18 protein-coding genes and 1 riboswitch are annotated in these 24404 nt (G+C 68.9%); of the genes, 3 read left to right on the top strand and 15 right to left on the bottom strand.

What is annotated here, in order from left to right; genetic code table 11:
- Window positions 1-33: 33 nt before the first annotated feature.
- From rpmA to AB0O44_RS05465, 4 genes are all read right to left on the bottom strand, one after another.
- Complete coding sequence (rpmA, locus tag AB0O44_RS05480; protein WP_009372867.1) at window positions 34-297, bottom strand: 50S ribosomal protein L27; 264 nt, start codon at window positions 295-297, stop codon at window positions 34-36.
- A gap of 61 nt (window positions 298-358) precedes the next feature.
- On the bottom strand, window positions 359-667 hold the full coding sequence (rplU, locus tag AB0O44_RS05475; protein WP_290257883.1) for a 50S ribosomal protein L21: 309 nt from the start codon (window positions 665-667) through the stop codon (window positions 359-361).
- A 365-nt stretch (window positions 668-1032) separates the two neighbouring features.
- Complete coding sequence (locus AB0O44_RS05470; protein WP_364135796.1) at window positions 1033-2544, bottom strand: bifunctional hydroxymethylpyrimidine kinase/phosphomethylpyrimidine kinase; 1512 nt, start codon at window positions 2542-2544, stop codon at window positions 1033-1035.
- Window positions 2545-2704: 160 nt separating this feature from the next.
- Window positions 2705-2802, bottom strand: a riboswitch (TPP riboswitch).
- 182 nt (window positions 2803-2984) lie between these two features.
- Window positions 2985-6497 carry an Rne/Rng family ribonuclease gene (locus AB0O44_RS05465; RefSeq protein WP_364135203.1) on the bottom strand — a complete coding sequence of 1171 codons (3513 nt, stop codon included), beginning with the start codon at window positions 6495-6497 and terminating at the stop codon, window positions 2985-2987.
- 561 nt (window positions 6498-7058) lie between these two features.
- On the opposite strand from AB0O44_RS05465, the gene AB0O44_RS05460 reads away from it, so the two are divergent.
- Entirely contained in the window at window positions 7059-7730 is a 672-nt protein-coding gene (locus tag AB0O44_RS05460; protein WP_364135200.1) for a vitamin K epoxide reductase family protein, read from the top strand.
- An 88-nt stretch (window positions 7731-7818) separates the two neighbouring features.
- On the opposite strand, the gene ndk is transcribed toward AB0O44_RS05460, so the two are convergent.
- From ndk to ileS, 4 genes are read right to left on the bottom strand one after another with little or no spacing between them, the layout of a single operon-like run.
- Window positions 7819-8232: a nucleoside-diphosphate kinase gene (gene ndk, locus AB0O44_RS05455; RefSeq protein ID WP_290257619.1), complete on the bottom strand. Its 414-nt coding sequence runs from the start codon at window positions 8230-8232 to the stop codon at window positions 7819-7821.
- A 37-nt stretch (window positions 8233-8269) separates the two neighbouring features.
- Window positions 8270-8713: a DUF4233 domain-containing protein gene (locus AB0O44_RS05450; RefSeq protein ID WP_364135196.1), complete on the bottom strand. Its 444-nt coding sequence runs from the start codon at window positions 8711-8713 to the stop codon at window positions 8270-8272.
- A 3-nt stretch (window positions 8714-8716) separates the two neighbouring features.
- Window positions 8717-10075, bottom strand: coding sequence for a folylpolyglutamate synthase/dihydrofolate synthase family protein (locus AB0O44_RS05445; RefSeq protein WP_364135193.1), 1359 nt, complete (start codon window positions 10073-10075; stop codon window positions 8717-8719).
- Window positions 10076-10078: 3 nt separating this feature from the next.
- Window positions 10079-13432 (bottom strand): isoleucine--tRNA ligase, encoded by a 3354-nt coding sequence (gene ileS, locus AB0O44_RS05440; protein ID WP_364135190.1) that lies wholly within the window; start codon window positions 13430-13432, stop codon window positions 10079-10081.
- A gap of 399 nt (window positions 13433-13831) precedes the next feature.
- On the opposite strand from ileS, the gene AB0O44_RS05435 reads away from it, so the two are divergent.
- Window positions 13832-14905, top strand: a complete 1074-nt coding sequence (locus AB0O44_RS05435; protein WP_364135187.1) for an endonuclease/exonuclease/phosphatase family protein — start codon at window positions 13832-13834, stop codon at window positions 14903-14905.
- A 65-nt stretch (window positions 14906-14970) separates the two neighbouring features.
- Here the strand turns inward: AB0O44_RS05435 and AB0O44_RS05430 are convergent, their stop codons facing one another.
- Entirely contained in the window at window positions 14971-15741 is a 771-nt protein-coding gene (locus AB0O44_RS05430; RefSeq protein ID WP_364135184.1) for an SDR family oxidoreductase, read from the bottom strand.
- A 30-nt stretch (window positions 15742-15771) separates the two neighbouring features.
- Entirely contained in the window at window positions 15772-16140 is a 369-nt protein-coding gene (locus tag AB0O44_RS05425) for a DUF488 family protein (RefSeq protein WP_364135181.1), read from the bottom strand.
- Between the two features lie 83 nt (window positions 16141-16223).
- Between AB0O44_RS05425 and valS the strand changes: the two genes are divergently transcribed.
- Window positions 16224-18854 (top strand): valine--tRNA ligase, encoded by a 2631-nt coding sequence (gene valS / locus AB0O44_RS05420; RefSeq protein WP_364135179.1) that lies wholly within the window; start codon window positions 16224-16226, stop codon window positions 18852-18854.
- 74 nt (window positions 18855-18928) lie between these two features.
- On the opposite strand, the gene AB0O44_RS05415 is transcribed toward valS, so the two are convergent.
- The 5 genes from AB0O44_RS05415 to AB0O44_RS05395 all read right to left on the bottom strand — a co-directional run bounded on the left by AB0O44_RS05415 (window position 18929) and on the right by AB0O44_RS05395 (window position 24389).
- Entirely contained in the window at window positions 18929-19225 is a 297-nt protein-coding gene (locus AB0O44_RS05415; protein ID WP_364135176.1) for an antibiotic biosynthesis monooxygenase family protein, read from the bottom strand.
- A 57-nt stretch (window positions 19226-19282) separates the two neighbouring features.
- Window positions 19283-21145 (bottom strand): glycoside hydrolase family 15 protein, encoded by a 1863-nt coding sequence (locus AB0O44_RS05410; protein ID WP_364135173.1) that lies wholly within the window; start codon window positions 21143-21145, stop codon window positions 19283-19285.
- A gap of 380 nt (window positions 21146-21525) precedes the next feature.
- Window positions 21526-22146 carry a DsbA family protein gene (locus tag AB0O44_RS05405; protein WP_364135170.1) on the bottom strand — a complete coding sequence of 207 codons (621 nt, stop codon included), beginning with the start codon at window positions 22144-22146 and terminating at the stop codon, window positions 21526-21528.
- A 94-nt stretch (window positions 22147-22240) separates the two neighbouring features.
- Window positions 22241-23521 (bottom strand): ATP-dependent Clp protease ATP-binding subunit ClpX, encoded by a 1281-nt coding sequence (gene clpX / locus AB0O44_RS05400; protein WP_290257608.1) that lies wholly within the window; start codon window positions 23519-23521, stop codon window positions 22241-22243.
- A gap of 208 nt (window positions 23522-23729) precedes the next feature.
- Window positions 23730-24389 carry an ATP-dependent Clp protease proteolytic subunit gene (locus tag AB0O44_RS05395; RefSeq protein WP_056738346.1) on the bottom strand — a complete coding sequence of 220 codons (660 nt, stop codon included), beginning with the start codon at window positions 24387-24389 and terminating at the stop codon, window positions 23730-23732.
- Window positions 24390-24404: the final 15 nt, after the last annotated feature.

Genomic DNA, 24404 nt, shown 5'->3' with positions numbered 1-24404 from the left:
TTGGCCCGCCCCACCGATTGTGAAACGTAGGTGTTACTCTGCGGCTGCAGCAGCCACGATGTTCACGACGCGACGGCCGCGGCGGGTGCCGAACTCGACAGCGCCGGGGGTCAGTGCGAACAGGGTGTCGTCGCCGCCGCGGCCAACGCCGGCGCCCGGGTGGAAGTGGGTGCCACGCTGGCGGACGATGATCTCGCCGGCGGAAACAACCTGGCCGCCGAAGCGCTTCACGCCGAGGTACTGGGCGTTGGAGTCACGACCGTTGCGAGTGGAGCTCGCGCCTTTTTTATGTGCCATTTGGAATGCCTGCCTTCAAAAAATTCTGGGAAACTGCGGGAACCTGATCAGTAACGGAAAGTTACTTGATACCGGTGATCTTGACCTTGGTCAGTTCCTGACGGTGACCCTGGCGCTTCTTGTAACCGGTCTTGTTCTTGTACTTCTGGATGACGATCTTGGGACCACGGAGGTCTTCCAGGATCTCAGCCGTAACCGTTACCTTAGCCAGGTCCGCTGCGGCAGACGTGACCTTGTCACCGTCCACCAGGAGCAGTGCGGGCAGCTCAAAGGTGCTGCCGGCTCCACCGGGGACGCGGTTCAGGGTAACGAAGTCTCCAACAGAAACCTTCTCTTGGCGGCCGCCTGCGCGGACAATCGCGTACACCACTGGGGAACTCACTTCTCTCGACGTTTATTACTAGATTTGCGTGCGGAACCTGGCCCCGAAATACCGGAGCGGCTCACGCTGTGCCTCAACGCCGGCAGGTTCCCCGGGGGAACCCATGAGCTATCCCGTGGATCATCCGTCCCGCGTGGGGTGGACAGGTCCTCAGGGTCATAACCCAAGTGTTGGCGTAAGCACCGAAGATCAAGACTACGCTAATTTCGCCTTCGGCCGCAAACGAGGCAGGCCCCGGAGAGTCGGGCGTGACCGGTGCCACAGTGCCGTTTTCCAAGGAACCGGACCGGGCGCCGCAGCCGCTTTCGGGAACCGCGCCCCACCACCTTACCGGCCGCGGCTCCCGTTCCGGGTCAGGCGTGCAGCCTCGGCGCGTCGAAGAAGTCCACCTCGAAGCGCACCGAGTGGACGAACGCCTCGGTCATGGCGCCCCGTTCGGCGGCGGAACCGCGGCGGGCGGCGGCATCCGTGTAGCGGATCGCCTGCCGGGTTGACTCGGCGAAGGCCGCGTCCGCGTAGGTCCGCAGCCAGGCGGCGTAGGGGTGGCCTTCGTCCGCGCCCGCGGCGAGGAACTGTGCGTGCAGCGCGGCGCCCACCTCGGCATAGAGCCAGAAGCACGGCAGCGCCGCGGCCACGAGGACCCCGTAACTGCCGGCCAGGGACGCGGCATGCAGGTGGTCCACGTAGGACTTGGTAACCGGACCCTGCCGCGGGGTGCCGGCGCGCCCGGCGAGCCAGCTGCGGTGCAGTTCCGACTCAACCTCCAGGCACTGGGCGGCCGAGCGTGACCAAAACAGCTGCTCGGCCTCCGTCGGGGCAAGCGCGGCGGCGCGGGAGAGCACCCGGGAGTAGCCGTTGAGGTAGAGCGCGTCCTGGCCGAGGTAGTAGGCGAACTCGTGCTCCGGCAGGGTCCCGTCGGCCAGGCCCCGGATGAAGTCCAGGGCGTAGATCTCCGACAGGCCCTCCGCGGCGATGGGCTCGAGGCCGGTGGCAAAGTCGCCGGGTTCCCTAAGGCGTTCCGTGAAGTGTTCCGTGCCGGCCCCGGGCCCCGATTCCGCCGGCTGGGCGAGGTGGTGGAAGTGGTGGACGGGTCCGTTGCCGGTGCCGACGTCGAGCCGGACGGCCTCGCGCAGCGCCCCCAGCAGCCAGGGCTTGACGCGGCGCAGCGCCGCTTCCCAGTCCCCGCCGGCGGCGTAGGCCGTGGCAAGGGCCGAGGACAGCGAGCACCCGGTGCCGTGGCTGTTGCGGGTGTCGACCCGCTCCCCCGGCACCACCACGGTCTCGCTGCCGGGCAGTCCCGCGCTGTTGACCAGCGCGTCCGGGCACCCGCCGTCGGCGTCCTCCTCGAGATGGCCGCCCTTGACCAGGACCGTGGTTCCGGCCAGCGCGGAGAGGCGCTTGCCCTGCTCCAGCGCCTCCGCCCAGCCGGCGGCGACCGGTTCATCCAGCAGGAGGGCGAGTTCGGCCAGGTTCGGGGTGACCAGGTCGGCGAGCGGCAGCAGGGTGTGCAGGGCCGCGACGGCCGATTCCTGCAGCAGCCGGTCACCGCTGGTGGCAACCATGACGGGGTCCAGGACGACGACGGCGGGCCGGGTACGTTCCAGCCACGCCCGCACCGCGTCGATGACGCCGGCGTCGCCGAGCATGCCGATCTTGACGGCGTCGATGGTGATGTCCTCGGCGATGGCGTCCAGCTGCTCGGTCAGGAAGGCGGCGGGGGGCACGTGCACGGACCGGACGCCGCGGGTGTTCTGCGCGGTCAGGGCGGTGATGGCGGCCATGCCGTAGCCGCCCATGGCCGCGATGCTCTTCAGGTCCGCCTGGATTCCGGCGCCGCCGGAGGGGTCGGAACCGGCGATGGCCAGGACCCTGGGGACCGGGGCCCGCCCGGTGGCCGCGTGGGCCGTGCCGGCCGACGCCTCGGGTCCGGCGGCGTCGGCCCTGGATGCCGGGAACACCGTCTGCAGGAAACTGGCGCCGGCCGCGGGAGTGGTTGAGAGAGCCGCGGGTGCTACCGCGGGTTGGGTCGAAGACAAGAGACATCCCTTCGCCGGTGCTAACCGGACAGGTTCAACGGGTGTGGATCTCAGCCGGCCCGATGCGCGGCACCCCGTGTCGCGTTCCAGCGTAGCGCCCCTCCCCGGTTTCGCTGCCCGGCGGCCCGTTCTGCCCGGTCCCACCTCCGGCCGGACTCCCCTTAACCGGCTCGCGGGTACCGCCCGGAGTCGACGCTTCGAAACGTCGAGTCCGGGAGATACCCGCGAGTGGTACTGAGCGGTACCGGGTGGTGCGGCGGCGGAGCGGTTTAGAGCTCCGAGGCCGGTACGCCGACGCCGAGGATGATCGGGCCTCCGTTGTCCTTGACGACCGGCTTGACCGTTTCCGGTGCCTTGGCCTCGTGGACGGAGCCCTGGCCGGACGGGGCGGAGGCCTGCCGGCGCTGCTCGACGGCGGTCTCGTTGGCTGCCCCCTGGGCACGGCTGGCACTACGGTGCCGCCGCGGACGGCGCTGGCCGGTGGCCGGTTCCGCTGCCGCCGGAGTGCGGGTGGCGACGGGGGCCGCCGTCTGCGCGGCCGTCTTGGGAGCCTCCTGCCGGCGGGTGTCCTGCTTCGGAGCCTCCTGCTGCCGGGTGTCCTGCTTCGGAGCCTGCTGCGGGGCAGCTTCCCGACGGGTTTCCGGCTCGGCCGCACGGTTGCGGGCGTTCGGCGGCTGGATCCGGGCCGTGCGGGCACGTCCCCGGCCCCGGGTGGCTCGGGACTGGTCAGCGGACCGACCGCCGGCCGGAGCCTCGGCGGGTGCCTCAGCCTCCGGGGCAGGGGCATCCACGGACCGTTCCTCCACAGCCGGCGCTTCCACGGACGGGGCGGCCTCGCGGGCCGCGGTCGCCGTGGTCCCGGACTGGCGGTTCCGCGAGTCCGAGTCGCCCAGGTTGGCGAACGCCTCAGTCAGCAGGTCCAGGGTCAGGGCCGGCTGCGGCGCCTGTTCGGCGTGCTCGACGAAGGGCAGTGCCACCTGCTCGCCCCCGAAGGTCAGCACGGCGGCGGGACGGCCGGCTGCTTCCTCGGTGGAGGCCAGCTCGACGGCGGCGTCCAGGGCCGCTTGCCGTGTCTCGGCGTCGGGCGCTGCGCTGGCGTCGCCGTCGTGCAGGTGGGCCGCGTGGGCGGCCGCCGCGATATTCGCCAGCGCTGCACGGGTGGCCTCGGCCTTGGCGTGCCGCTCGGCCTCGGTGGGCTCGTGGTGCCCGGCCGCCGGCACCTGCTGCTGCTGGCCCTCGGTGCCCTGGCCGCCCTTGCCGCGGCGGCGCTTGCGCTCGTTGCGGGCGGCGGGCTGCTGCTCGGTGCGCGGAACATGGTGTTCCGCGGCGACGGTGTTGGCGCGGCGGTGCTCGACCGGTTCGTCGTGCGTGACGACGCCCCGGCCGGCGCAGGCCTCGCACTGCTCACCGAAGACTTCCAGCAGGCCGGTGCCCATCCGCTTGCGGGTCATCTGCACGAGGCCGAGCGAGGTAACCTCGGCCACCTGGTGCTTGGTCCGGTCCCGGCCCAGGCACTCCACCATGCGGCGCAGAACGAGGTCGCGGTTGGATTCGAGCACCATGTCGATGAAGTCGATGACGATAATGCCGCCGATGTCTCGCAGGCGCAGCTGGCGGACGACTTCCTCGGCCGCTTCGAGGTTGTTCTTGGTGACGGTTTCCTCGAGGTTGCCGCCGCTGCCGGTGAACTTGCCGGTGTTGACGTCCACCACGGTCATGGCCTCGGTGCGGTCAATCACGAGGGAGCCGCCGGACGGCAGGAAGACCTTGCGTTCCAGAGCCTTGTGGATCTGCTCGTCGATGCGCCAGGCGGAGAAGATGTCCGTGTCCTTGGTCCACTTCTCGAGCCTGCCCACCAGGTCCGGCGCCACGTAGGTGACGTAGGCCTCGATGGTGTCCCAGGCCTCCTCACCGGAGACGATCAGCTTGGAGAAGTCCTCGTTGAACACGTCGCGGACCACCTTGATGGTCAGGTCCGGTTCGCCGTAGAGGAGCTCCGGGGCGAGGATCTTGGTGGACGTGGCCTGGCTTTCGATGCCCTCCCACTGGGCGCGGAGCCGGTTGATGTCATGCGTCAGCTCCTCTTCCGAGGCTCCCTCGGCCGCGGTGCGGACGATCACGCCGGCGTCTTCCGGCAGGCGGTCCTTGAGGATGCGCTTGAGCCGGTTGCGTTCGACGTCGGGCAGCTTGCGGGAGATGCCCGTCATGGAACCGCCGGGCACGTACACGAGGTACCGGCCGGGCAGCGAGATCTGGCTGGTGAGCCGGGCGCCCTTGTGGCCCACCGGGTCCTTGGTCACCTGGACCAGGACGGAGTCGCCGGACTTGAGCGCGTTCTCGATCCGGCGCTGCTTGCCCTCGAGGTTGACGGCGTCCCAGTTGACCTCGCCGGCATACAGCACGGCGTTGCGGCCGCGTCCGATGTCGACGAAGGCCGCCTCCATGGAGGGCAGCACGTTCTGGACGCGGCCCAGGTAGACGTTGCCGATCAGGGAGTCCTGCTGGGTCTTGGACACGAAGTGCTCGGCCAGGACGCCGTCTTCGAGGACGCCGATCTGGATTCTGTCGTCGCGCTGGCGAACGATCATCTGCCGGTCCACGGATTCGCGGCGCGCCAGGAACTCCGCTTCGGTGATGACGGTGCGGCGGCGGCCGGTGTCGCGGGACTCGCGGCGGCGCTGCTTCTTCGCCTCCAGCCGGGTGGAGCCCTTGACCGAGGTGACGCGGTTGCTGACCGGCGCTTCGCTGACGGTGCGCGGCGCGCGGACTCGGGTGACGGTGTTGGGCGGGTCGTCGTCGCTGCCGCCGGTCAGTTCGAGGTCCTGGTCACCGCGGCGGCGGCGACGGCGGCGGCGGGACGTCACGCCGTCCTCCAGTGCGGCCTCGCGGCCCTCCTCGGCGTCCTCGTCGCCGGGCTCGGCGTCGGTGTCGGACCCGGCGACCCGGCTGCGGCCACGGCGGCCGCGGCTGCGGCGACGGCGGCGGTTGCCCTGCTCGTCGTCCTCGTCGTCTTCATCGGTGTCTGTGTCCTCGGCAGCTGCCGCGGCGGGGGCGGGACGGACGACGGCGGTGAGGTCCGGGGCCTGGAAGAGCATGGAGGTGACGGCACCGGGGGCGGAAGGGGCGAGGAACAACGACGGCGTTTGGGTTTCCTGCGCCTCCTCGGCGGGGGCCTCCGTTGCCGGGGCCTCCTCGCCGGGGGTTTCGGAGGCGACGGCGGGAGCGTCCTGGGCGGCAGCGGCGGCTTCAACCGTGGGCGCGTCGTCGGTGGCGCCGGCCTCCGGGACGGTTTCCGCGGGCACCTCGGCGGGGGCAGCCTTGGCGCGGCTGGCCCGGCGGCGGACCGGCTTGCGCGGGACATCGGCCTCAGCCTCGGCATCGGCGGGCACGTCGGCGGGGGCCACGGCCTCGGAAACGGTCAGGAGGGCGGGGGCTTCGTCCGCGGCGTCAGCCTCGGGTGCTGCGGCTGCCTTCGGGGCGGCCTGGCGGCGGGTGCGGGTCCGGCGCGCCGGGGCCTTCTCCGCTGCGGGTTCCTCCGCGGCATCGGCCGGGACGCTGTTGTCTGCATTGGCAGCGTCTGCTTCGGCGCCTGCGGCGGGAGCCGCGGCGTCGGCGGTTTCATCGGCCGGTGCGGCCGCTTCGGCCTTGGGAGCCGCTTTCTTTCGGGTGCGCGGTGCCCGTTTAGGCTTTTCCGGCACCTCGGTGGCGGTTGCGCCGTCGGTCATGGGGGCGTCGGAAACCGTTGCTTCGTCGTTGCCCGTTTCCAGCTGTTCATTATCCATATGAGGCCACGCTCCTGCCCCTGATGCGCCGCCACATCCGGCGCCCTGGGGGCATATATTTGTCAACACCCGCAGGCATTGACAGAAGTCAATTGAATACCCTCAGGTTCGCACTGGCCTTGGGGTGCGGCAGCCCTGGAGGGCCGGCGGCTTCGCTGCGAACCCGTTGATCGATGCATCACAACCAGGTGCCGTCCAATGGCATTGCGGGAAAACCGGATCATCAGACCCGGGAAGATCCCTGCTCCTCATTGGCGGTCTTGAATTCGAAGTCGCCGGACTGAAGCGCGAATGTGGTTCACGTCCCAGCCAGCTTCATTGTCTCACAGCACTCGGAAATGCCGGCTTAGGCCACACATCCCGGACGCACATGACACCGAATCACCGGTACGCGAGGGGGTGGCCGGGACCGGAACCCGGGATTCGTCCAGCCTCCGGCGATAGAATCGGCCTGAGCACGCCGTTCCGCAGCCACCGCTACGGTCGCGACGGACCAGAACACAGAGAACCTGACCATGAGAAGACCCAGCACCGAGAACCGACGCAAAGGACGAACGATCCATGCCCAGCATCTCCCACGCCCCTGACGACGTGGCCACCCCGGCACGGGACAACGGACCGGCCGAAGCGGACCGGCAGGTTCCGTCGATGACCCGGCCGCGGCCGTTCGGCTGGCTGCTGGTGATTACCGGCGTCGTCGGCTGGCTCGCCTCCGGCGCCTTGGTGCTGGAGAAGCTCGCCGTCCTCAAGGACCCCAGCCACGTCACCGTCTGCGACGTCAACCCCTGGATCTCCTGCGGCCAGGTGATGCAGACCTGGCAGAGCTCACTCTTCGGTTTCCCGAACATGTTCATCGGGATCGTCGCCTTTGCCGTGATCATCACCACCGGCATGGGCCTGCTGTCCGGCGCCCGCTTCGCCCGCTGGTACTGGATCGGGCTGCAGACCGGCGTGACCCTGGGCTTCGCCTTCGTGGTGTGGCTGTGGTCGCAGGCGCTGTACTCGATCCACATCCTCTGCCCGTTCTGCATGATCGTCTGGGCGGCCATGATTCCGCTCTTCGTCTGGGTAACCGTCCGCAACATCACCCATGGCGTCATTCCGATGCCCGCCGGCGCCACCCGCATCCTGGGCGAGTCCGGCTGGATCCTGACCGCCCTGCTCTACATCGCCGTCGTCGCCACGATCTTCTTCGCCTTCATCCAGGTCTTCGTCGGTACGTCCGGCTACTAAGAGGCCGCAGCAGCGCGAAAAAGCCGGGGCCGGTGTTCGATAACGAACACCGGCCCCGGCTTTTTTGGCGCCCTCGGGGGCGGCGAGCCTAGAACCAGATCTTGATCTCGCGCTCGGCGGACTCCACCGAGTCGGAGCCGTGGACCAGGTTCTGCTGGACCTTGACGCCCCAGTCGCGGCCGAAGTCGCCACGGATAGTGCCCGGAGCCGCCGTCGTCGGGTCGGTGGTGCCGGCCAGCGAACGGAAGCCCTCGATCACGCGGTGGCCCTCGAAGATCGCCGCGACCACGGGGCCGCTGAGCATGAATTCGACCAGCGGCTCGTAGAAGGGCTTACCGACGTGCTCTTCGTAGTGCTGCTCGAGGAGTTCGCGGGTGGCGTTGACCTTCTTCAGTTCGGCCAGGGTGTAGCCCTTGGCTTCGATCCGGGCGATGATGCTGCCGGTCAGGTTGCGGGCGACGCCGTCGGGCTTGACCAGGACTAGGGTGCGCTCGATGCTCACAGCTGCTCCAATGTGTTGGGGTGGGTTTGGGACAAGTCTAGTTGCTCGGGGTCTCCGGGTTGGCGGCCTCCCAGGCAGCCTGCTCCCGGTCCCGCTGGGCCGCCTCGCGGTCGATCCGGATGCCGGTGCGGATGCCGTACCACCAGGTGAGGGCGAACAGGGCGCCCACCACGAACATGGTCGGTTCCACGAAACCGGTGAGGATCAGCACCAGCTGCAGTACCCAGCCCAGGGCCACGCCCCACGGTTTGGTCAGCACCGCGCAGGTCAGTGCCAGCACCAGGGCCAGCCCGATGCCGAGCCCAAAGACCAGCGCCGGGGGAAATTCCCCGCGCCGCAGGCCGAACACGGCCAGGGTCCCGAAGAGCGCCACGAAGGCCTCCAGCAGGAGGACCGTGGAGGCGAACATGACCTTGGTTGAACGCCGCTTCTTCGGCATGCCCGGGCGCCACTCGCGCTGGGCCTTGGTGAGTTTCGCCATCGGTTACGCCTCGGACTTTCCGAGCAGGATCCGGGCCTCGGCCACGAGCGTGATGGAACCGGTGACCAAGATGCCGCCGGCCAGGTCGTCATTGGATTCTGCCCGCTCCACCGCCCATTCGAGGGCGTCGTCGAGCTTCTCCGCGGTGTGCACGACATCCTCGCCGAAGCCCAGGTCCAGGGCCAGCTCGCCGAGTTCCTCGGCGGGGATGGCCCGCGGCGAGTTGGACTGCGTGAAGCAGAATTCGGCCGGGACCTCCGCGAGGGAGTCCTTGAGCTGGCGGAGGATTTCCTCGGCGTCCTTTTCCTGCAGGATGCCCAGGACCACCACCAGCTTGCTGAAGCTGAAGGCCTCCTGGAGCGCCTCGGCGGAGACCCGGATGCCCTCCGGGTTGTGTGCGGCGTCCACCACGATGGTGGGGGCGGTGCGCAGCACCTCCAGCCGGCCCGGGGAGGTGACGGCGGCGAAGGCCTCCTGGAGCACCTCGGGGTTCAGCGGCTTGTCCGCGCCGAAGAACGCCTCCAGGGCGGCGACGGCGACGGCGGCGTTCTCGGCCTGGTGGGCGCCGTGCAGCGGCACCAGGAGGCCCTCGTACCGGTCCGCGAGGCCCTGGATGGTCACCATCTGGCCGCCGACGGCCACGGTGCGGGACTCGACGCCGAACTCGACGCCTTCGAAGCGGAACGGCACGCCCACCTCTTTGGCCTTCTCCAGCAGCACCTGGGCGGCGTCCACCGGCTGGGCGGCGCTGACCAGGAAGCCGCCGGGCTTGATGATGCCGGCCTTCTCGTGGGCGATGTCCTCGGTGGTGTCGCCCAGGAGGTCCGTGTGGTCCAGGGAGATCGGGGTGATGACGGAGACGAGGCCGTCGCCGACGTTGGTGGCGTCGGTGATGCCGCCCAGGCCCACCTCGATCACGGCCACGTTCACCGGCTGGTCCGCGAAGACCGCGAAGCCCAGGATGGTGAGGCATTCGAAGTAGGTCAGTCGGGGCTGGCCCTCCGCGGTGAGTTCGTTGTCCACGATCTCCAGATACGGCCGGATCTCGTCCCAGATCCGGACGAAGGTCTCATCGGAGACCGGTTCGCCGTCGATGCTGATCCGCTCGGTGACCTTGGACAGGTGCGGGCTGGTGTACCGGCCGGTGCTCAGGCCGTGGGCACGCAACCCGGCCTCGATCATCCGGGCCGTGGAGGTCTTACCGTTGGTGCCGGTGACGTGGATGATCGGGAAGGCCTTGTTCGGCTCACCCAGGATGTCCATCGCCCGGCGCAACGGCGCCAGCCGGGGTTCCATCTTGTTCTCCGGCGCCCGGCCCAGCAGTTCAGCGTAGACGCTCTCGACCGAAAATTCGTCGCTCATGGATTATGCCCCTGCCTCAACGGTGACTTTTTCGACGCTGACCTGCGGTTCCTTGACGTCGGCGGGAACGGTGTCCAGATCCACGCTGAGCGTCTCGGTCTTGACCAGGCCGGCGTGGGCCTGCAGCGCCTCGACGACGACTGCGGGCGCGGTGACGGTGGTGCGGATCCGGTCGCTGACGTTCAGCCCGGCGTCCTTGCGGGCCTGCTGGATGGCGCGGACCAGGTCGCGGGCGGTGCCCTCGGCCTCCAGTTCCGGCGTGACCTCGGTGTTGAGGACCACGAAGCCGCCGCCGGGCAGGACTGCCGCCGCCCGGGATCCCTCCCCTGCCGCGGCCTCGGCCACGACGGTTTCCAGGGTGTATTCCTGCGGCTCGAGTTCGAGGCCGCCGGCGGTGACCACGCCCGCATCGTTCACGGACCAGTCGCCGGACTTGGAGCCCCTGATGGCCTGCTGGACGTTCTTGCCCAGGCGCGGACCGGCGGCGCGGGCGTTGACCACCAGCTTCTGTTCGATGCCGAACTCCTCCGGGGAGGCGGCGTCGGCGTCGAGCACGCGGACGGTGCGCAGGTTCAGCTCGTCCGCGACGACGGCGGCGAAGCCCCCCAGGGCGTCCGCGCCGGGGGCGACCACGGTGAGTTCCTGCAGCGGCAGGCGCACCCGTAGGTTCGCGGCCTTACGCAGCGAGGAGCCGGTGGAGCAGATCTGCTGCACCCGGTCCATCGCCTCCACCAGCCCGGCGTTGGCGGGGAACAGGCCCGCGTCCGGCCAATCGGCCAGGTGCACGGAGCGCCCGCCGGTGAGGCCGCGCCAGATCTCCTCGGAGATCAGCGGCAGCAGCGGGGCGGCGACGCGGCAGACGGTCTCCAGCGCGGTGTACAGCGCGTCGAAGGCATCGGTGTTCTCGTCGAAGAACCGCGTGCGGCTGCGCCGGACGTACCAGTTGGTGAGCATGTCCAGGTAGCCGCGCAGTTCGTCGCAGGCGCCGGAGATGTCGTAGCTGTCCAGCTGTTCGGTCATGCTGCGGACCAGGTCGCCGGTGTTGGCCATCAGGTACTGGTCCAGGGTGTCGGCGTAGCCGTCGTAGCGGAGCTTGGCGTCGTACCCGGCGCCACCATCGGCGGCGTTCGTGTACAGCGTGAAGAAGCTGTAGACGTTCCACAGCGGCAGGATGACCTGCCGGACGCCGTCGCGGATGCCCTGTTCGGTGACCACGAGGTTGCCGCCGCGCAGGATGGGGCTGGACATCAGGAACCAGCGCATCGCGTCGGAACCGTCGCGGTCCAGAACCTCGGAGACATCCGGGTAGTTGCGCAGGCTCTTGGACATCTTCTGCCCGTCCGAGCCCAGCACGATGCCGTGGCTGATGACGTTGCGGAACGCCGGCCGGTCGAACAGCGCGGTGGAGAGGATGTGCAGCATGTAGAACCAGCCGCGGGTCTGGCCGATGTACTCGACGATGAAGTCCGCCGGGTTGTGGGTGTCGAACCATTCCTCGTTCTGGAACGGGTAGTGCACCTGGCCGTAAGGCATGGAGCCGGAGTCGAACCAGACGTCCAGGACGTCCTCGACGCGGCGCATCACGGACTGGCCCTCTTCCGGCGTGCGCGGGTCATCCGGGTTCGGGCGGGTGAGCTCGTCGATAAACGGCCGGTGCAGGTCCACCTGGCCGTCGTTGTTCAGCGGCAGCCGGCCGAAATCGGCCTCGATCTCGGCGAGGGAGCCGTAGACGTCGGTGCGCGGGTAGTCCGGGTCGCTGGACTGCCAGACCGGGATGGGGCTGCCCCAGTAACGGTTGCGGCTGATCGACCAGTCGCGGGCGTTGGCCAGCCACTTGCCGAACTGGCCGTCCTTGACGTTGCCCGGGATCCAGTTGATCTCCTGGTTCAGCTCGGACATGCGGTCCTTGAACTTGGTGACCTCGACGTACCAGGAGGACACGGCACGGTAAATCAGCGGGTTCCGGCAGCGCCAGCAGTGCGGGTAGGAGTGCTCGTAGCTGGCCTGGCGGACCAGGCGGCCCTCGGCGCGGAGCACCTGGGTGATGGGCTTGTTGGCCTCGAAGACCTGCAGCCCCGCGATCGCGGCGAGGGGTCCGTGGCCGAAGAGGGGAAGGAACTTCGCGCCTTCGTCGACGGAGAGGACCACGGGGATGCCGGCCTCTTCACAGACCTTCTGGTCGTCTTCACCGTAGGCCGGGGCCTGGTGGACGATGCCGGTGCCGTCGGTGGTGGTGACATAGTCGGCCACGAGGAAACGCCAGCCGTTCTCGGTGCCGTACTTCTCGGCGTCGGCGAAGTAATCCCAGAGCGGCTCGTACGTCAGGCCCTCGAGTTCCGTGCCGAGGTGCCGGGAGACGACGGCGGCCTCGGCCGCGGCCGCACCCTCGGCGCCGTCGCCGTAGCCCAGGTCCTTGGCGTAGGCGCCCAGGAGGTCGGCGGCGAGCAGGAAGGATCCGGTAACGGGGGCGTCGTCGGAGGCCGCCTTGATCCCGTGCGGTCCGGCGGGCAGCACCACGTAAGTGATGGCGGGTCCGACGGCGAGCGCCAGGTTGGTGGGCAGGGTCCAGGGCGTGGTGGTCCAGGCGAGCGCCTGGACACCGGCGAGCTGCTTCGAGAGCTCCGACTCCCCCGCCGTGATCGGGAAGGTCACGGTGACGGTCTGGTCCTGGCGGTTCTTGTAGACGTCGTCGTCCATCCGCAGCTCGTGGTTGGACAGCGGCGTCTCGTCCTTCCAGCAGTACGGCAGGACCCGGTAGCCGTTGTAGGTCAGGCCCTTCTCGTGCAGCTGCTTGAAGGCCCAGAGCACGGACTCCATGTATTCGACGTTGAGCGTCTTGTAGTCGTTCTCGAAGTCCACCCAGCGGGCCTGGCGGGTGACGTAGCTCTTCCACTCGTCGGCGTACTTCATCACCGAGGCACGGCAGGCATCGTTGAACTTGTCGATGCCCATGGCCTCGATCTGGGTCTTGTCCGTCATGCCCAGCTGCTTCATCGCCTCGAGCTCGGCGGGCAGGCCGTGGGTGTCCCAGCCGAAGCGGCGCTCGACGCGGCGGCCGCGCTGGGTCTGGTAGCGGCCCACCAGGTCCTTGGCGTATCCGGTCAGCAGGTGGCCGTAGTGCGGGAGGCCGTTAGCGAAGGGAGGGCCGTCGTAGAAGACGAATTCGTTGGAGCCGTCTTTGCCTGCGTCCCGCTGGTCGATGCTCGCTTGGAACGTGCCGTCCTGGTCCCAGTACTTGAGGATGCGCTCCTCGATCTCCGGGAACTTCACGGAGGCTGATACGCCGGCGGCGTTGGAAGCCGTGCCGGAGGCGCTGGCGTCGGAGGGTGCGGCTGAGGCCTTGGGGTAATGGGTCATCTCGACATCCTGGGTTGAGCTGTGAACAACGGGATTCATTCAGGATGCGAGGACGGCTCCTGTGCTGTCGGAACAACACCGGCACCGCGGTACCACCTCACTTACCGGCTACGGGCCCGGACCGCCCGTGAGGGTGGCACGCGCACCGCTGCCGGCCGCTCGTTGACTGCTGTGACGGGCTTACCCGTCCGGTTCTACTGGCACCGCGCGGACCGTGGGGTCGCGCCGGAGTGTTCTTCCGGAAGCTCACCGGTGATGGCCGGGTCGACGCTGTTAGTTCGATGGTACCGGAAAGGGGCCGGTGCCCGCCGCGCACCATGGGCCGCCAGCCAGGGATACGGGCGGGTCGTGTCCGGCCGAACCCTCGCCCCGGGCGCCGCGCCTGCCTACACTCGGGGAATGGGCCTCCCTCACGGCGTTGCGGACCGGCTGTCCGGGACAACCCGGGCCGGGGTGGTGCCGCGCCGGCGCTGGCTGGCGGCGGCGGGGCTGCTAGGGGTGCCGGTGGCCGGACTGTCCGTGTGCCGTGCCGTGGATCTGCCGTGGCCGGAAACGGTAGTGCAGCTGCTGTCCTTCACGCCCTGGCTGGTGGTTCCTGCCGGATTCTCGGTGCTCTGTGCGGTAGCGGCACGCCGTCCGGTGGCGGCCGGCGCCGCCGCGGCGCTCCTGGCCCTGCAGGCGGCGTGGCTGTTTTCGCCCGGCCACGCGCGTCCGTTGCCGCCGGCGGGGGGCAGGGGCGCGGAGCTGGTGACAATGAGCATCAACGCGAAGCTTGGCCGGGCCGACGCCGGGGAGATCGTCCGGCTGGTCCGGGACCACGGCGTGGGGCTGCTGGCACTCCAGGAGTACACCCCGGCCCTGGAGCTGCGGCTGGAGGCCGCGGGCATCACCGGCGAGCTGCCCTACCGGATCAGCGCCCCTGCCAAGGACGCCTCCGGCGGGGCTCTCTACTCCCGCTTCCCGATGCAATCGACCGGAACCCTGGCCGGGACCCGGTTCCCGATGGCCTCGGCGAGGCTCGAGCTGCCCGCCCCGGACGGCGGCGCCGCCCTGCTGGAGGTGACGAACGTGCACGCCCGGGCGCCGGTGGGCGGCGGACTGGGCCAGTGGCGCCGGGAGCTGGCGGCCCTCGGCAGGCTGCCGGAGCAAGCGGCAGCCGCAGTTGCCGGCCGGCAACAAGCAGGGCAGCAGCCACCGCTGCTCCTGCTGGGCGACTTCAACGCCGGATACGACCACGCGGAATTCCGGCGCCTGGTCTCCGCCGGCGCCGCTCATCCCTTGGTGGACGTGGCCACCGCCCAGGGTGCGCGGCTGGTCCCCACCTGGCCGATGGACCTGCCGCTGCCGGGGACCACGCTGGACCACCTGCTGACCGGTCCATCGGTCGGCAGCAGGGACTTCGCGGTGCACCGGGTGGCCGGGACGGATCACGCGGCCGTAGTGGCCACGCTCACCATCCCGGCGCCGGGCTAAGCCGCCGGGCTAGGTTACCGGGCTAAGCCGCCGGGCAGGTGGCTGCTCTGGCCAGTAGCGGCCGGTCAGCCCTTGCGGATGACCTTGAAGTTGGACGCCTGCGCGACCGGCCGGATGATGATCTGGTCGAGGTTCACGTGGTGCGGGGCTGTCACTGCGTAGCGGACCACGTCGGCGACGTCATCGGCCGTTAGCGGCTTCTCGACCCCGGCGTAGACCTTGTCCGCGGCGCCCTTGTCTCCGAGGCGGTTGAGCGAGAACTCCTCCGTCTGCACCATGCCGGGGGCCACTTCGATCACGCGGAGGTTGTGTTCGGCTTCCTCCAGGCGGAGCGCCCCGGTGAGGGCGTGTTGGCCGTACTTGGCCGCGTTGTACCCGCCGCCGCCCTCGTAGGCGGAGAGCGCGGCGGTGGAGGTGAGGTTCAGGACGGTGCCTTCGCCGCAGGCGCGGAGCATCGGCAGGAAGGCGCGGGTCAGCTTGAGGGTGCCGAGGACGTTGACCTCGTACATCCACTGCCAGTCCTCGGTCTTGCCGTCGGCAATCTTGTCCGCCCCGCGGGCTCCGCCGGCGACGTTGATGAGGGTGTCGATACCGCCTTCGCGGGTGACCTCTTCGACCAGGCGGGCGACGGCGTCGTCGTCGGTCACGTCCGCGGCCAGCGCGACGGCGCCGGTTTCCGCCGCGAGGGCGTCCAGGCGGTCGGCGCGGCGGGCGACGGCGAACACGGTCCACCCTTCCCGGCGGAGCGCACGGACCGTGGCCTGCCCGATTCCGGTGCTGGCGCCGGTGACGACGGCGGCTTTGGCTGTTGCTGTGTTGGTGGTTCCCTCAGTCATGGCACCACCCTAATCGGAATCGGGCGGCGGTTAGCGGCCACCGCGCTGGAGGAACTCCAACAGCACCCGGGCGTGGTTGGTTTCCACGTCCCTTGCCCCGAATAGCAGGGTCACGCGGGGGTGCTCGGTCCCGATCCGGCGCAGGGTCTCCACCGCCGGGTTCTCCGCAAGCTCGGCCTCGTAGGCGGTCCGGAAGTCCTCGAAGCGTTCCTGCATGTGCGCGAACTCGGTGCGCAGCGGCCCGGACGGGGCCACCTCCTTGAGCCACAGGTCAAGCCGCGCCCGCTCCTTGCTGACGCCACGCGGCCAGAGCCGGTCCACCAGGACCCGGTAGCCGTCGGCGTCCCCGGGCGGGTCATAGATGCGTTTGATCGCGAAATGCGCCGAATTTTCCTTCATAGTCCCGCACGTTATTGCAGCGGGATCCCGAAATCGCGAAACGCGGTGAAAACTAAAGTGAAAAGAACTGCAAGAATTGACCCATGGCTGAAGACACGCAGGGTACAGACACGCCCACCACCGCCCCCACCAACGTTCCGGACAAGCCCGCCCTCGAGGGCCTGGAGGCATCGCTCACCCGGCGCTGGCTTGACGAAGGAACCTACAAGTTCAACCCGGACACCACCCGGGAGCAGGTCTACTCGATCGACACTCCCCCGCCCACCGCGTCGGGTTCGCTGCACGTCGGACACATGTTCTCCTACACGCAGACCGACGTCCTGGCACGCTACCAGCGGATGACCGGCAAGAACGTCTTCTACCCGATGGGCTGGGACGACAACGGCCTGCCCACCGAGCGCCGCGTGCAGAACTACTACGGTGTGCGCTGCGATCCGGCCATCCCCTACGATGCCAACTACCGGCCCCCGGCCGAGCCGGCCAAGAACCAGCGCGACTTCGACGTCGTCTCGCGCCGGAACTTCATCGAACTCTGCGAGGAACTCGCCGTCGAGGACGAGAAGGTCTTCGAGAACCTCTTCCAGACCCTGGGTCTCTCCGTTGACTGGGACCTGACCTACCGGACCATCGACGACAAGTCCCGCGCCATCTCCCAGCGCGCGTTCCTGGCCAACCTGGCCGCCGGCGACGCGTACATGGCCGAGGCCCCCACCCTGTGGGACGTCACCTTCCGCACCGCGGTGGCCCAGGCCGAACTGGAGGACCGCGAGGTCGCCGGCGCCTACTACCGCTACCCGTTCTTCACCGAATCCGGCGAGAAGATCTACATCGAGACCACCCGCCCCGAGTTGCTGGCCGCCTGCGCCGCGCTGGTGGCGAACCCCGACGACGAGCGCTACCAGCCGCTCTTCGGCACCAAGGTCACCTCCCCAATCTTCGGCGTCGAGGTGGAGGTCAAGGCTCACCCGCTGGCCAAGGCGGACAAGGGCTCCGGCATCGCCATGGTCTGCACCTTCGGTGACCTCACCGACGTCACCTGGTGGCGTGAGCTGCAGCTGCCCACCCGCGCGATCGTGGGCCGCGACGGCCGCATCGTCGGCGAGACCCCGGACTGGATCACCACTGCGGAGGGCCGCGAGGCCTTCGCCGCGATCGCCGGCAAGACCGTCTTCAGCGCCAAGGAGGGCGTGGTGGAGCTGCTGGCCGCCGCGGACCTGCTGGACGGCGAACCGAAGAAGATTATGCACCCGGTCAACTTCTTCGAAAAGGGCGACAAGCCCCTCGAGGTCGTTACCTCCCGCCAGTGGTACATCCGCAACGGCGGCCGCGACGAGGACCGCCGCGAACGCCTGATCGGCCGCGGCAAGGAGATCGACTTCCACCCCGCGTTCATGCGCTCCCGGTACGAGAACTGGATCACCGGCCTGAACGGCGACTGGTTGGTCTCCCGCCAGCGCTTCTTCGGTGTGCCCGTGCCGGTCTGGTACCCGCTGGACTCCGACGGCAACCCGGACTACGACGCTCCGATCCTGCCCGCGGACGGCCAGCTCCCGGTGGACCCCGCCGCGGATGCCGCCCCCGGCTTCGAGGAAGCCCAGCGCGATGTTCCGGGCGGTTTCACCGGCGACGCCGACGTCCTGGACACCTGGGCCACGTCCTCGCTGACCCCGCAGATCGTGGGCGGGTGGAGCACCGACGAGGCGCTCTTCTCGAAAGTCTTCCCGTTCGACGTGCGCCCGCAGGGCCACGACATCATCCGGACGTGGCTGTTCTCCTCCGCGGTCCGCGCCGACGCCCTGCAGGGCGTGGCGCCGTGGAAGCACGCCGCCATTTCCGGCTGGATCCTGGACCCGGACCGGAAGAAGATGTCCAAGTCCAAGGGCAACGTGATTGTTCCGACCGATGTGCTCAACGAGTACGGCTCGGACGCGGTCCGCTACTGGGCGGCCTCGGCCAAGCTCGGCGCGGACACCGCCTACGAGATCGCGCAGATGAAGATCGGCCGCCGCCTTGCGATCAAGCTGCTCAACGCCTCCAAGTTCGTGCTGAACCTCGGCGCCACCGAGGACTCGGTGCTCGCCGGGGATCTGTCCGTCCTGACGAATCCGCTGGACCGCGGCGTGTTGGCCCAGCTGGCCGACGTGGTGGCCCAGGCGACGAAGGCCTTCGAGGCCTACGACTACGCCCGTGCCCTGCAGATCACCGAGAGCTTCTTCTGGCACTTCACCGACGACTACGTGGAACTGATCAAGGACCGCGCCTACGGTGCCGCCGGGGCGGAGCAGCAGGCCTCCGTGCTTGCTGCCCTCGCCACCAGCCTGGACACCCTGCTGCGGCTCTTCGCCCCGTTCCTGCCCTTCGCCACGGAGGAAGTCTGGAGCTGGTGGCGGAAGGATTCCGTGCACCGTGCGCAGTGGCCCGCCGCCGTGGAGGTCGACGGCGACACCACGCTGCTGTCCACCGTCGGCGCGGCCCTGGGCGGCATCCGCAAGGCCAAGTCCGAGGCAAAGGTCAAGCAGCGCACCGAGGTGCTCTCCGCGGCCATCACCGGCTCGGAGTCCCTGGTCCAGCAGCTCCGTGCCGGACTGGGCGACCTGAAGGCCGCCGCGAACGCCCGTGAGCTGACGCTGGTAGCCGGCGACGGCGAGCTGGCGGTCAGCGACGTCGTCCTGGCTCCGGCGGACGTCCCCGTGGAAGCGCCGACCCAGGCCTAGCAACGCTGCCCCTCACGACAAGGGCCCCCGCCCGGCTGATGCCGGACGGGGGCCCTTGTGGTTGCGGGAGGCGCTCAGGCCTCGAATGAGGTCTCGAAGTGCGTCAACGTCGGCGGGGCGGCCAGCAGGGCGCCGAGGCCGCTGGCACCCTCCTCGGTGGCGCGCCAGGCACGGTAGGCGGCGTCCTGTTCCATGGATGCCCAGCGCTCGACGACGAGGACGTGCGTGGGATTCTCCCGCTCGACCAGGACGTCGACGCCGAGGCAGCCGTCGAAGGCGCGGGTGTCGGCCAGCGTCTCGCGCAGGACGTCGGGGGCGGTGTCGAGGACTTCGGTTTTCAGGGTCAGGTCCAGATGTGCGGTGATAGCCAATGTCGCTCCAATGGTCGCGGGACATCCCGGGGGATGCTGTCATAGGGGCCAACCTCATCAGCGCGGCGCTTGTTCCCCGCCGTCGCCTCCCCCGGCATTCTCCTCCCGGCTACGCCGCTCGGCCTCGCCGATGGCCCAGGCCGCGTTCACCAGGCCGATGTGGCTGAAGGCCTGCGGAAAGTTTCCCAGCAGTTCCGGGCCGTCCGGGGCCACCTCCTCCGCCATCAGCCCCAGGTCGGTGGCGAAGCCGGCGGCGCGCTCGAAGACCTCCCGGGCGCGCTCGGTCCGGCCGGCGAGGGCCAGTGCGTGGGCCAGCCAAAAGGTGCAGAGCAGGAACGCGCCCTCCCCGCCGGGCAGGCCGTCGTCGGCGAGGTAGCGGTAGACCAGCCCGCGGGAATCGGTGAGGCGTTGCTCCACGGCCTCCACGGTCGCAAGGAACCGCGGGTCCGTCCCCTCCAGGAACCCCACGATGCCCAGCATCAGTGCGGAGGCATCCAGTTCGGCGGCGCCGTAGGACTGCGTGTACGCCCCGGCCGCCTCATTCCAGCCGTGGGTGCAGATCGATTCCCTGATCTCCTCCCGGGCCGCCGTCCAGCCGGCCACCCGGTCCGTGGCCCGCAGCAGGGCGGCCAGGCCGATGGCGCGGTCCAAGGCCACCCAGCACATCAGCTTCGAGTACAGGAAGTGCCGTGGCTCGCCCCGGACTTCCCAGATGCCTTGGTCCGGGCCCCGCCACCGGGCCGCGGCGACGTCGGCGGCGTCGGCCAGGAACCGCAAGGTCTCCGGTGCCAGCTCCGCGACGGAATCCCGCATCGTGGCGGCCGCGTCCAGCAGCTCCCCGTAGACGTCTAGTTGCCGCTGGTCCCAGGCGCCGTTACCCACCCGGACGGGTGCGCTGCCACGCCAGCCGGGCAGGTGGCTGAGCTCCCGTTCCGGAAGTTCCCGTTCGCCGCCGATGCCGTACATGATGTGGAGGTCTTCCCCGGCTGCCAGCTGCCGGGCGGCGGCCGTCGCCAGGAATTGGAAGAACGTACCGGCCTCGTCCGGGCAGGCGGCCACCCACAGCGCCTGGAGCGTCATGCTGGCGTCCCGCACCCAGGTGTAGCGGTAGTCCCAGTTCCGGGTGCCCCCGGCGACCTCCGGCAGCGAGGTGGTGGGCGCCGCCACGATCGCTCCCGACGGATAGTAGCTCAGCGCCTGCAGCACCCTCCCGCTGCCTGCCACCAGGTCCTGCCAGGGCCCGCTGTAGTTCTGGTGGATACCGGACCAGCTGGTCCAGCCTTCGAGGGTGTCCGCGAGCCTGCGGTGCATCTCCGCCTGGTCCCAGAACACGGGGTCCTCGCCGCCGCCACGCGGGCGGTGCAGGGCGAATGCCACCTTCTCGCCGGCCCGCAGCCGGAACGTGGCGGACGCCGTCCCGCCGTCGGGCTCCAACGCCACCGGGGAGGACAGCGTGAGGGCCTCGCCGCCCGCGGTGATCAGCAGGCCGCCGGGCACGCTCCGCAGGACAGGTTCGAGGAGGCCATAGCCGGGGCGCGGCGCGCACTCGAACTCCACGTGGACGCTCCCCCGCGTGCAGGCCAGACTCCGGAGCAGGGTGCCGGGCGAGCCGTCTCCAAGGTCGTGGCCGCGGCGGCCGCTGCCCAGGACCAGGGCGTCGGTGACGGTCAGGTCGCCGTCATCGGTCCGGTGCCGGGTCTCCAGGACCATCGAGGGTCCAAGGTACCGCCGGGAACGCCCGCGCACGCCTGCGGCACGCACCGACCAGTGGCCGGCGGACTCACCGAGAATCCGGCCGAAGACGGAGGGGCTGTCAAAGCGCGGAAAACAGAGCCAGTCCACGGAGCCGGCGGCACTGAGCAGGGCGGCGGACCGGCAGTCGGACAGCAGCGCGTAGTCGGCGATGGGCTGGTTGCTCATGTCCCGGTCTGTCCTCCGGTGAGGCGGGAGTCTTGGGGCTGTTTGGGGAATGCTGTTTTTGGGCAAAGGGGAAGCCCCATCAGCTTTTTGCGGTTGGTGGGGCTTCGACTTTTTCGATCACCACGTGACGTCTTAGGCAATCTGGCGGGATCCTTGGAATTTCAGGTCTTCCTACCTCGTCACTGGTAGCCACCATCTGACTGTGCCGAAGGCTGCGTCGGATGAGTGTCACTGAATCTTTGGTTCCTGCGTCCCTCCCCTTGCGGAGTGGGTAATAACTATTGTTCTCCCGTCCCCGGGGATGCACAAGGGCGCCGCGGGAACTACAGCGTGGTAGTTCCCGCGGCGCCCTGTGGTCCCGCTGTGGCGGGGTCCGGTGCTTAGTCGAAGACGGGGCTTTCGGTGCGGCTGCGCTTGAGCTCGAAGAAGTACGGGTAGGAGGCCAGGCCCACGGAGGCGTCCCAGAGCTTGCCGGCGTCCTCGCCGCGGGGAATGCGGGTCAGGACCGGGCCGAAGAATGCGGTGCCGTTGATGGCCACCACCGGGGTGCCGACGTCCTGGCCCACCAGGGAGATGCCGGACTCGTGGCTGGCGCGGAGTTCGGCGTCGAACTCGTCGCTGTCGCCGGCCGCGGCGAGCTCCGCCGGGAGGCCGACCTCGGACAGGGACTTCGCGATGACCTCGGCGATGTCCTTGTTGCCCTCGTTGTGGATCTTGGTGCCCATGGCGTCGTAGAGCGGCTTGATGTACTGCTCGCCGTGCTTCTGCGCCGCGGCCACGATCACCCGGACCGGGGCCCATGCCTTGGTCAGGAATTCCTTGTACTCGGCGGGCAGTTCGTCCCGGCCCTCGTTCAGGACGGCGAGGCTCATGACGTGCCACTCGGTCTGGATGCTCCGGACGGTTTCCACCTCGGAAATCCAGCGGGAGGTGACCCAGGCGAAGGGGCACATCGGGTCGAACCAGAAGTCGGCCTTGTTCGTGGCGGTGTTCTCAGGCACGTGAATTCTCCTTGTTGGGAAGCTGACAGGCGTCTCAGGGCACAGCGGAGAGCGGCGCGGATTTATTCCGGATTCCTGCCGTTTCGGGAAGGAATCAGGCGGACTTACGGCGCTTCACGTCGTGCGGAATCATCGTGGGTTCGGCCTTCTTAGCCACGACGTCCTCGGTGATCACCACGGTGGCGACGTCGTCGCGGCTGGGCAGGTCGAACATCACCGGCAGGAGGACTTCCTCCATGATGGCACGCAGGCCGCGGGCGCCGGTGCCGCGTTCCAGGGCCTGGTCCGCAATCATGTCCAGCGCCTCGTCCTCGAAGACCAGTTCCACGCCGTCGAGCTGGAACATCTTCTGGTACTGCTTGACCAAGGCGTTCTTGGGCGTGGACAGGATCTGGATCAGGGCCGGGCGGTCCAGGTTGGAGACCGTGGTGATGACCGGGAGGCGGCCGATAAATTCGGGGATCAGGCCGAACTTCAGGAGGTCCTCCGGCATGACCTCACCGTAGGAGTCGGCGTTGTCCTTGACCTCGTTCAGCGGGGCGCCGAAGCCGATGCCCTTCCGGCCGGACCGGGACCCGATGATCTCCTCGAGGCCGGCGAAGGCGCCGGCGACGATGAAGAGCACGTTGGTGGTATCGATCTGGATAAATTCCTGGTGCGGGTGCTTGCGGCCGCCCTGCGGGGGGACGGACGCGACCGTGCCCTCGAGGATCTTCAGCAACGCCTGCTGGACGCCCTCGCCGGAGACGTCCCGGGTGATGGAGGGGTTCTCGCTCTTGCGCGAGATCTTGTCGATCTCGTCGATGTAGATGATGCCCTGTTCGGCCTTCTTGACGTCGTAGTCCGCGGCCTGGATCAGCTTGAGCAGGATGTTCTCGACGTCTTCACCGACGTAGCCAGCCTCGGTCAGAGCCGTGGCGTCGGCGACGGCGAACGGGACGTTCAGGCGCCGGGCCAGAGTCTGGGCCAGGTAGGTCTTGCCGCAGCCGGTGGGGCCGATCAGCAGGATGTTGGACTTGGCGATCTCTACGTCGTCGTGGTGGCCGCCTTCGGCCAGCGCTCCGCTCTTGGGCGCGTGGCCGGCCTGGATGCGCTTGTAGTGGTTGTAGACCGCGACGGCGAGGGAACGCTTGGCGGGTTCCTGGCCGATGACGTATTCCTGCAGGAAGTCGAAGATTTCCCGGGGCTTGGGCAGTTCAAAGCTGCCCAGGTCGGCGACTTCGGCGAGTTCTTCTTCGATGATCTCGTTGCAGAGTTCGATGCACTCGTCGCAGATGTAGACGCCGGGCCCGGCAATGAGCTTGCGGACCTGCTTCTGGCTCTTTCCGCAGAACGAGCACTTCAGCAGATCGGTGCTCTCGCCAATCCGAGCCATATGTGAACCCCTTTGTATCTTGCTGCCGGCCGGGTCATGCCTCCGTGCAGCGTGGCACCCATTTTGAAACACCGCCAGCCCCGAACGGGACGGCCGTGACATAGTCCACTCTAGGTCACTTTGGGCCTGTTGGGTGGAAAGAAGACGCCGGTTCACCCCGTTTCCACGGGCCGAACCGGCGTCGTCTACTGCTGTGAAGCTGCCAAGGCTACTTGGTCAGCGCCTGTGGCTTGATCTTGCGCGAGTCGAGGACCTGGTCGATCAGGCCGTAGCTCATGGCCTCGGCGGCCGTGAGGATCTTGTCGCGCTCGATGTCGTTGTTGACCTGCTCGGAGGTCCGGCCCGAGTGCTTGGCCAGGGTGTCCTCCAGCCAGGAGCGCATCCGCATGACCTCGGCGGCCTGGATCTCCAGGTCGGAGGCCTGCCCGCCCTGGCCGCCGGAGAGTGCCGGCTGGTGGATCAGGACGCGGGCGTTCGGCAGTGCCAGGCGCTTGCCCGGCGTACCGGCGGCCAGCAGCACGGCGGCGGCGCTGGCGGCCTGGCCGAGGCAGACCGTCTGGATCTCCGGGCGGATGTACTGCATGGTGTCGTAGATCGCCGTCATGGCGGTGAAGGAGCCGCCCGGGGAGTTGATGTAGAGGGTGATGTCGCGGTCCGGGTCCGTCGACTCGAGGACCAGCAGCTGGGCCATGATGTCGTCGGCCGAGGCATCGTCCACCTGGACGCCGAGGAAGATGATGCGGTCCTCGAACAGCTTGGTGTACGGGTCCTGGCGCTTGAAACCGTAGGGGGTGCGCTCCTCAAACTGCGGCAGCACGTAGCGGCTGCTGGGCAGGTTTCCGGCAGTCGATCCGAAGTTGTAGTTCATGTTCATTGCTCCTGG

The organism is Arthrobacter sp. NPDC080082 (genome assembly GCF_040686595.1).
In the GTDB taxonomy this organism is placed as follows: Bacteria; Actinomycetota; Actinomycetes; order Actinomycetales; family Micrococcaceae; genus Arthrobacter.
This window is presented reverse-complemented; position numbering and strand designations above follow the sequence as displayed.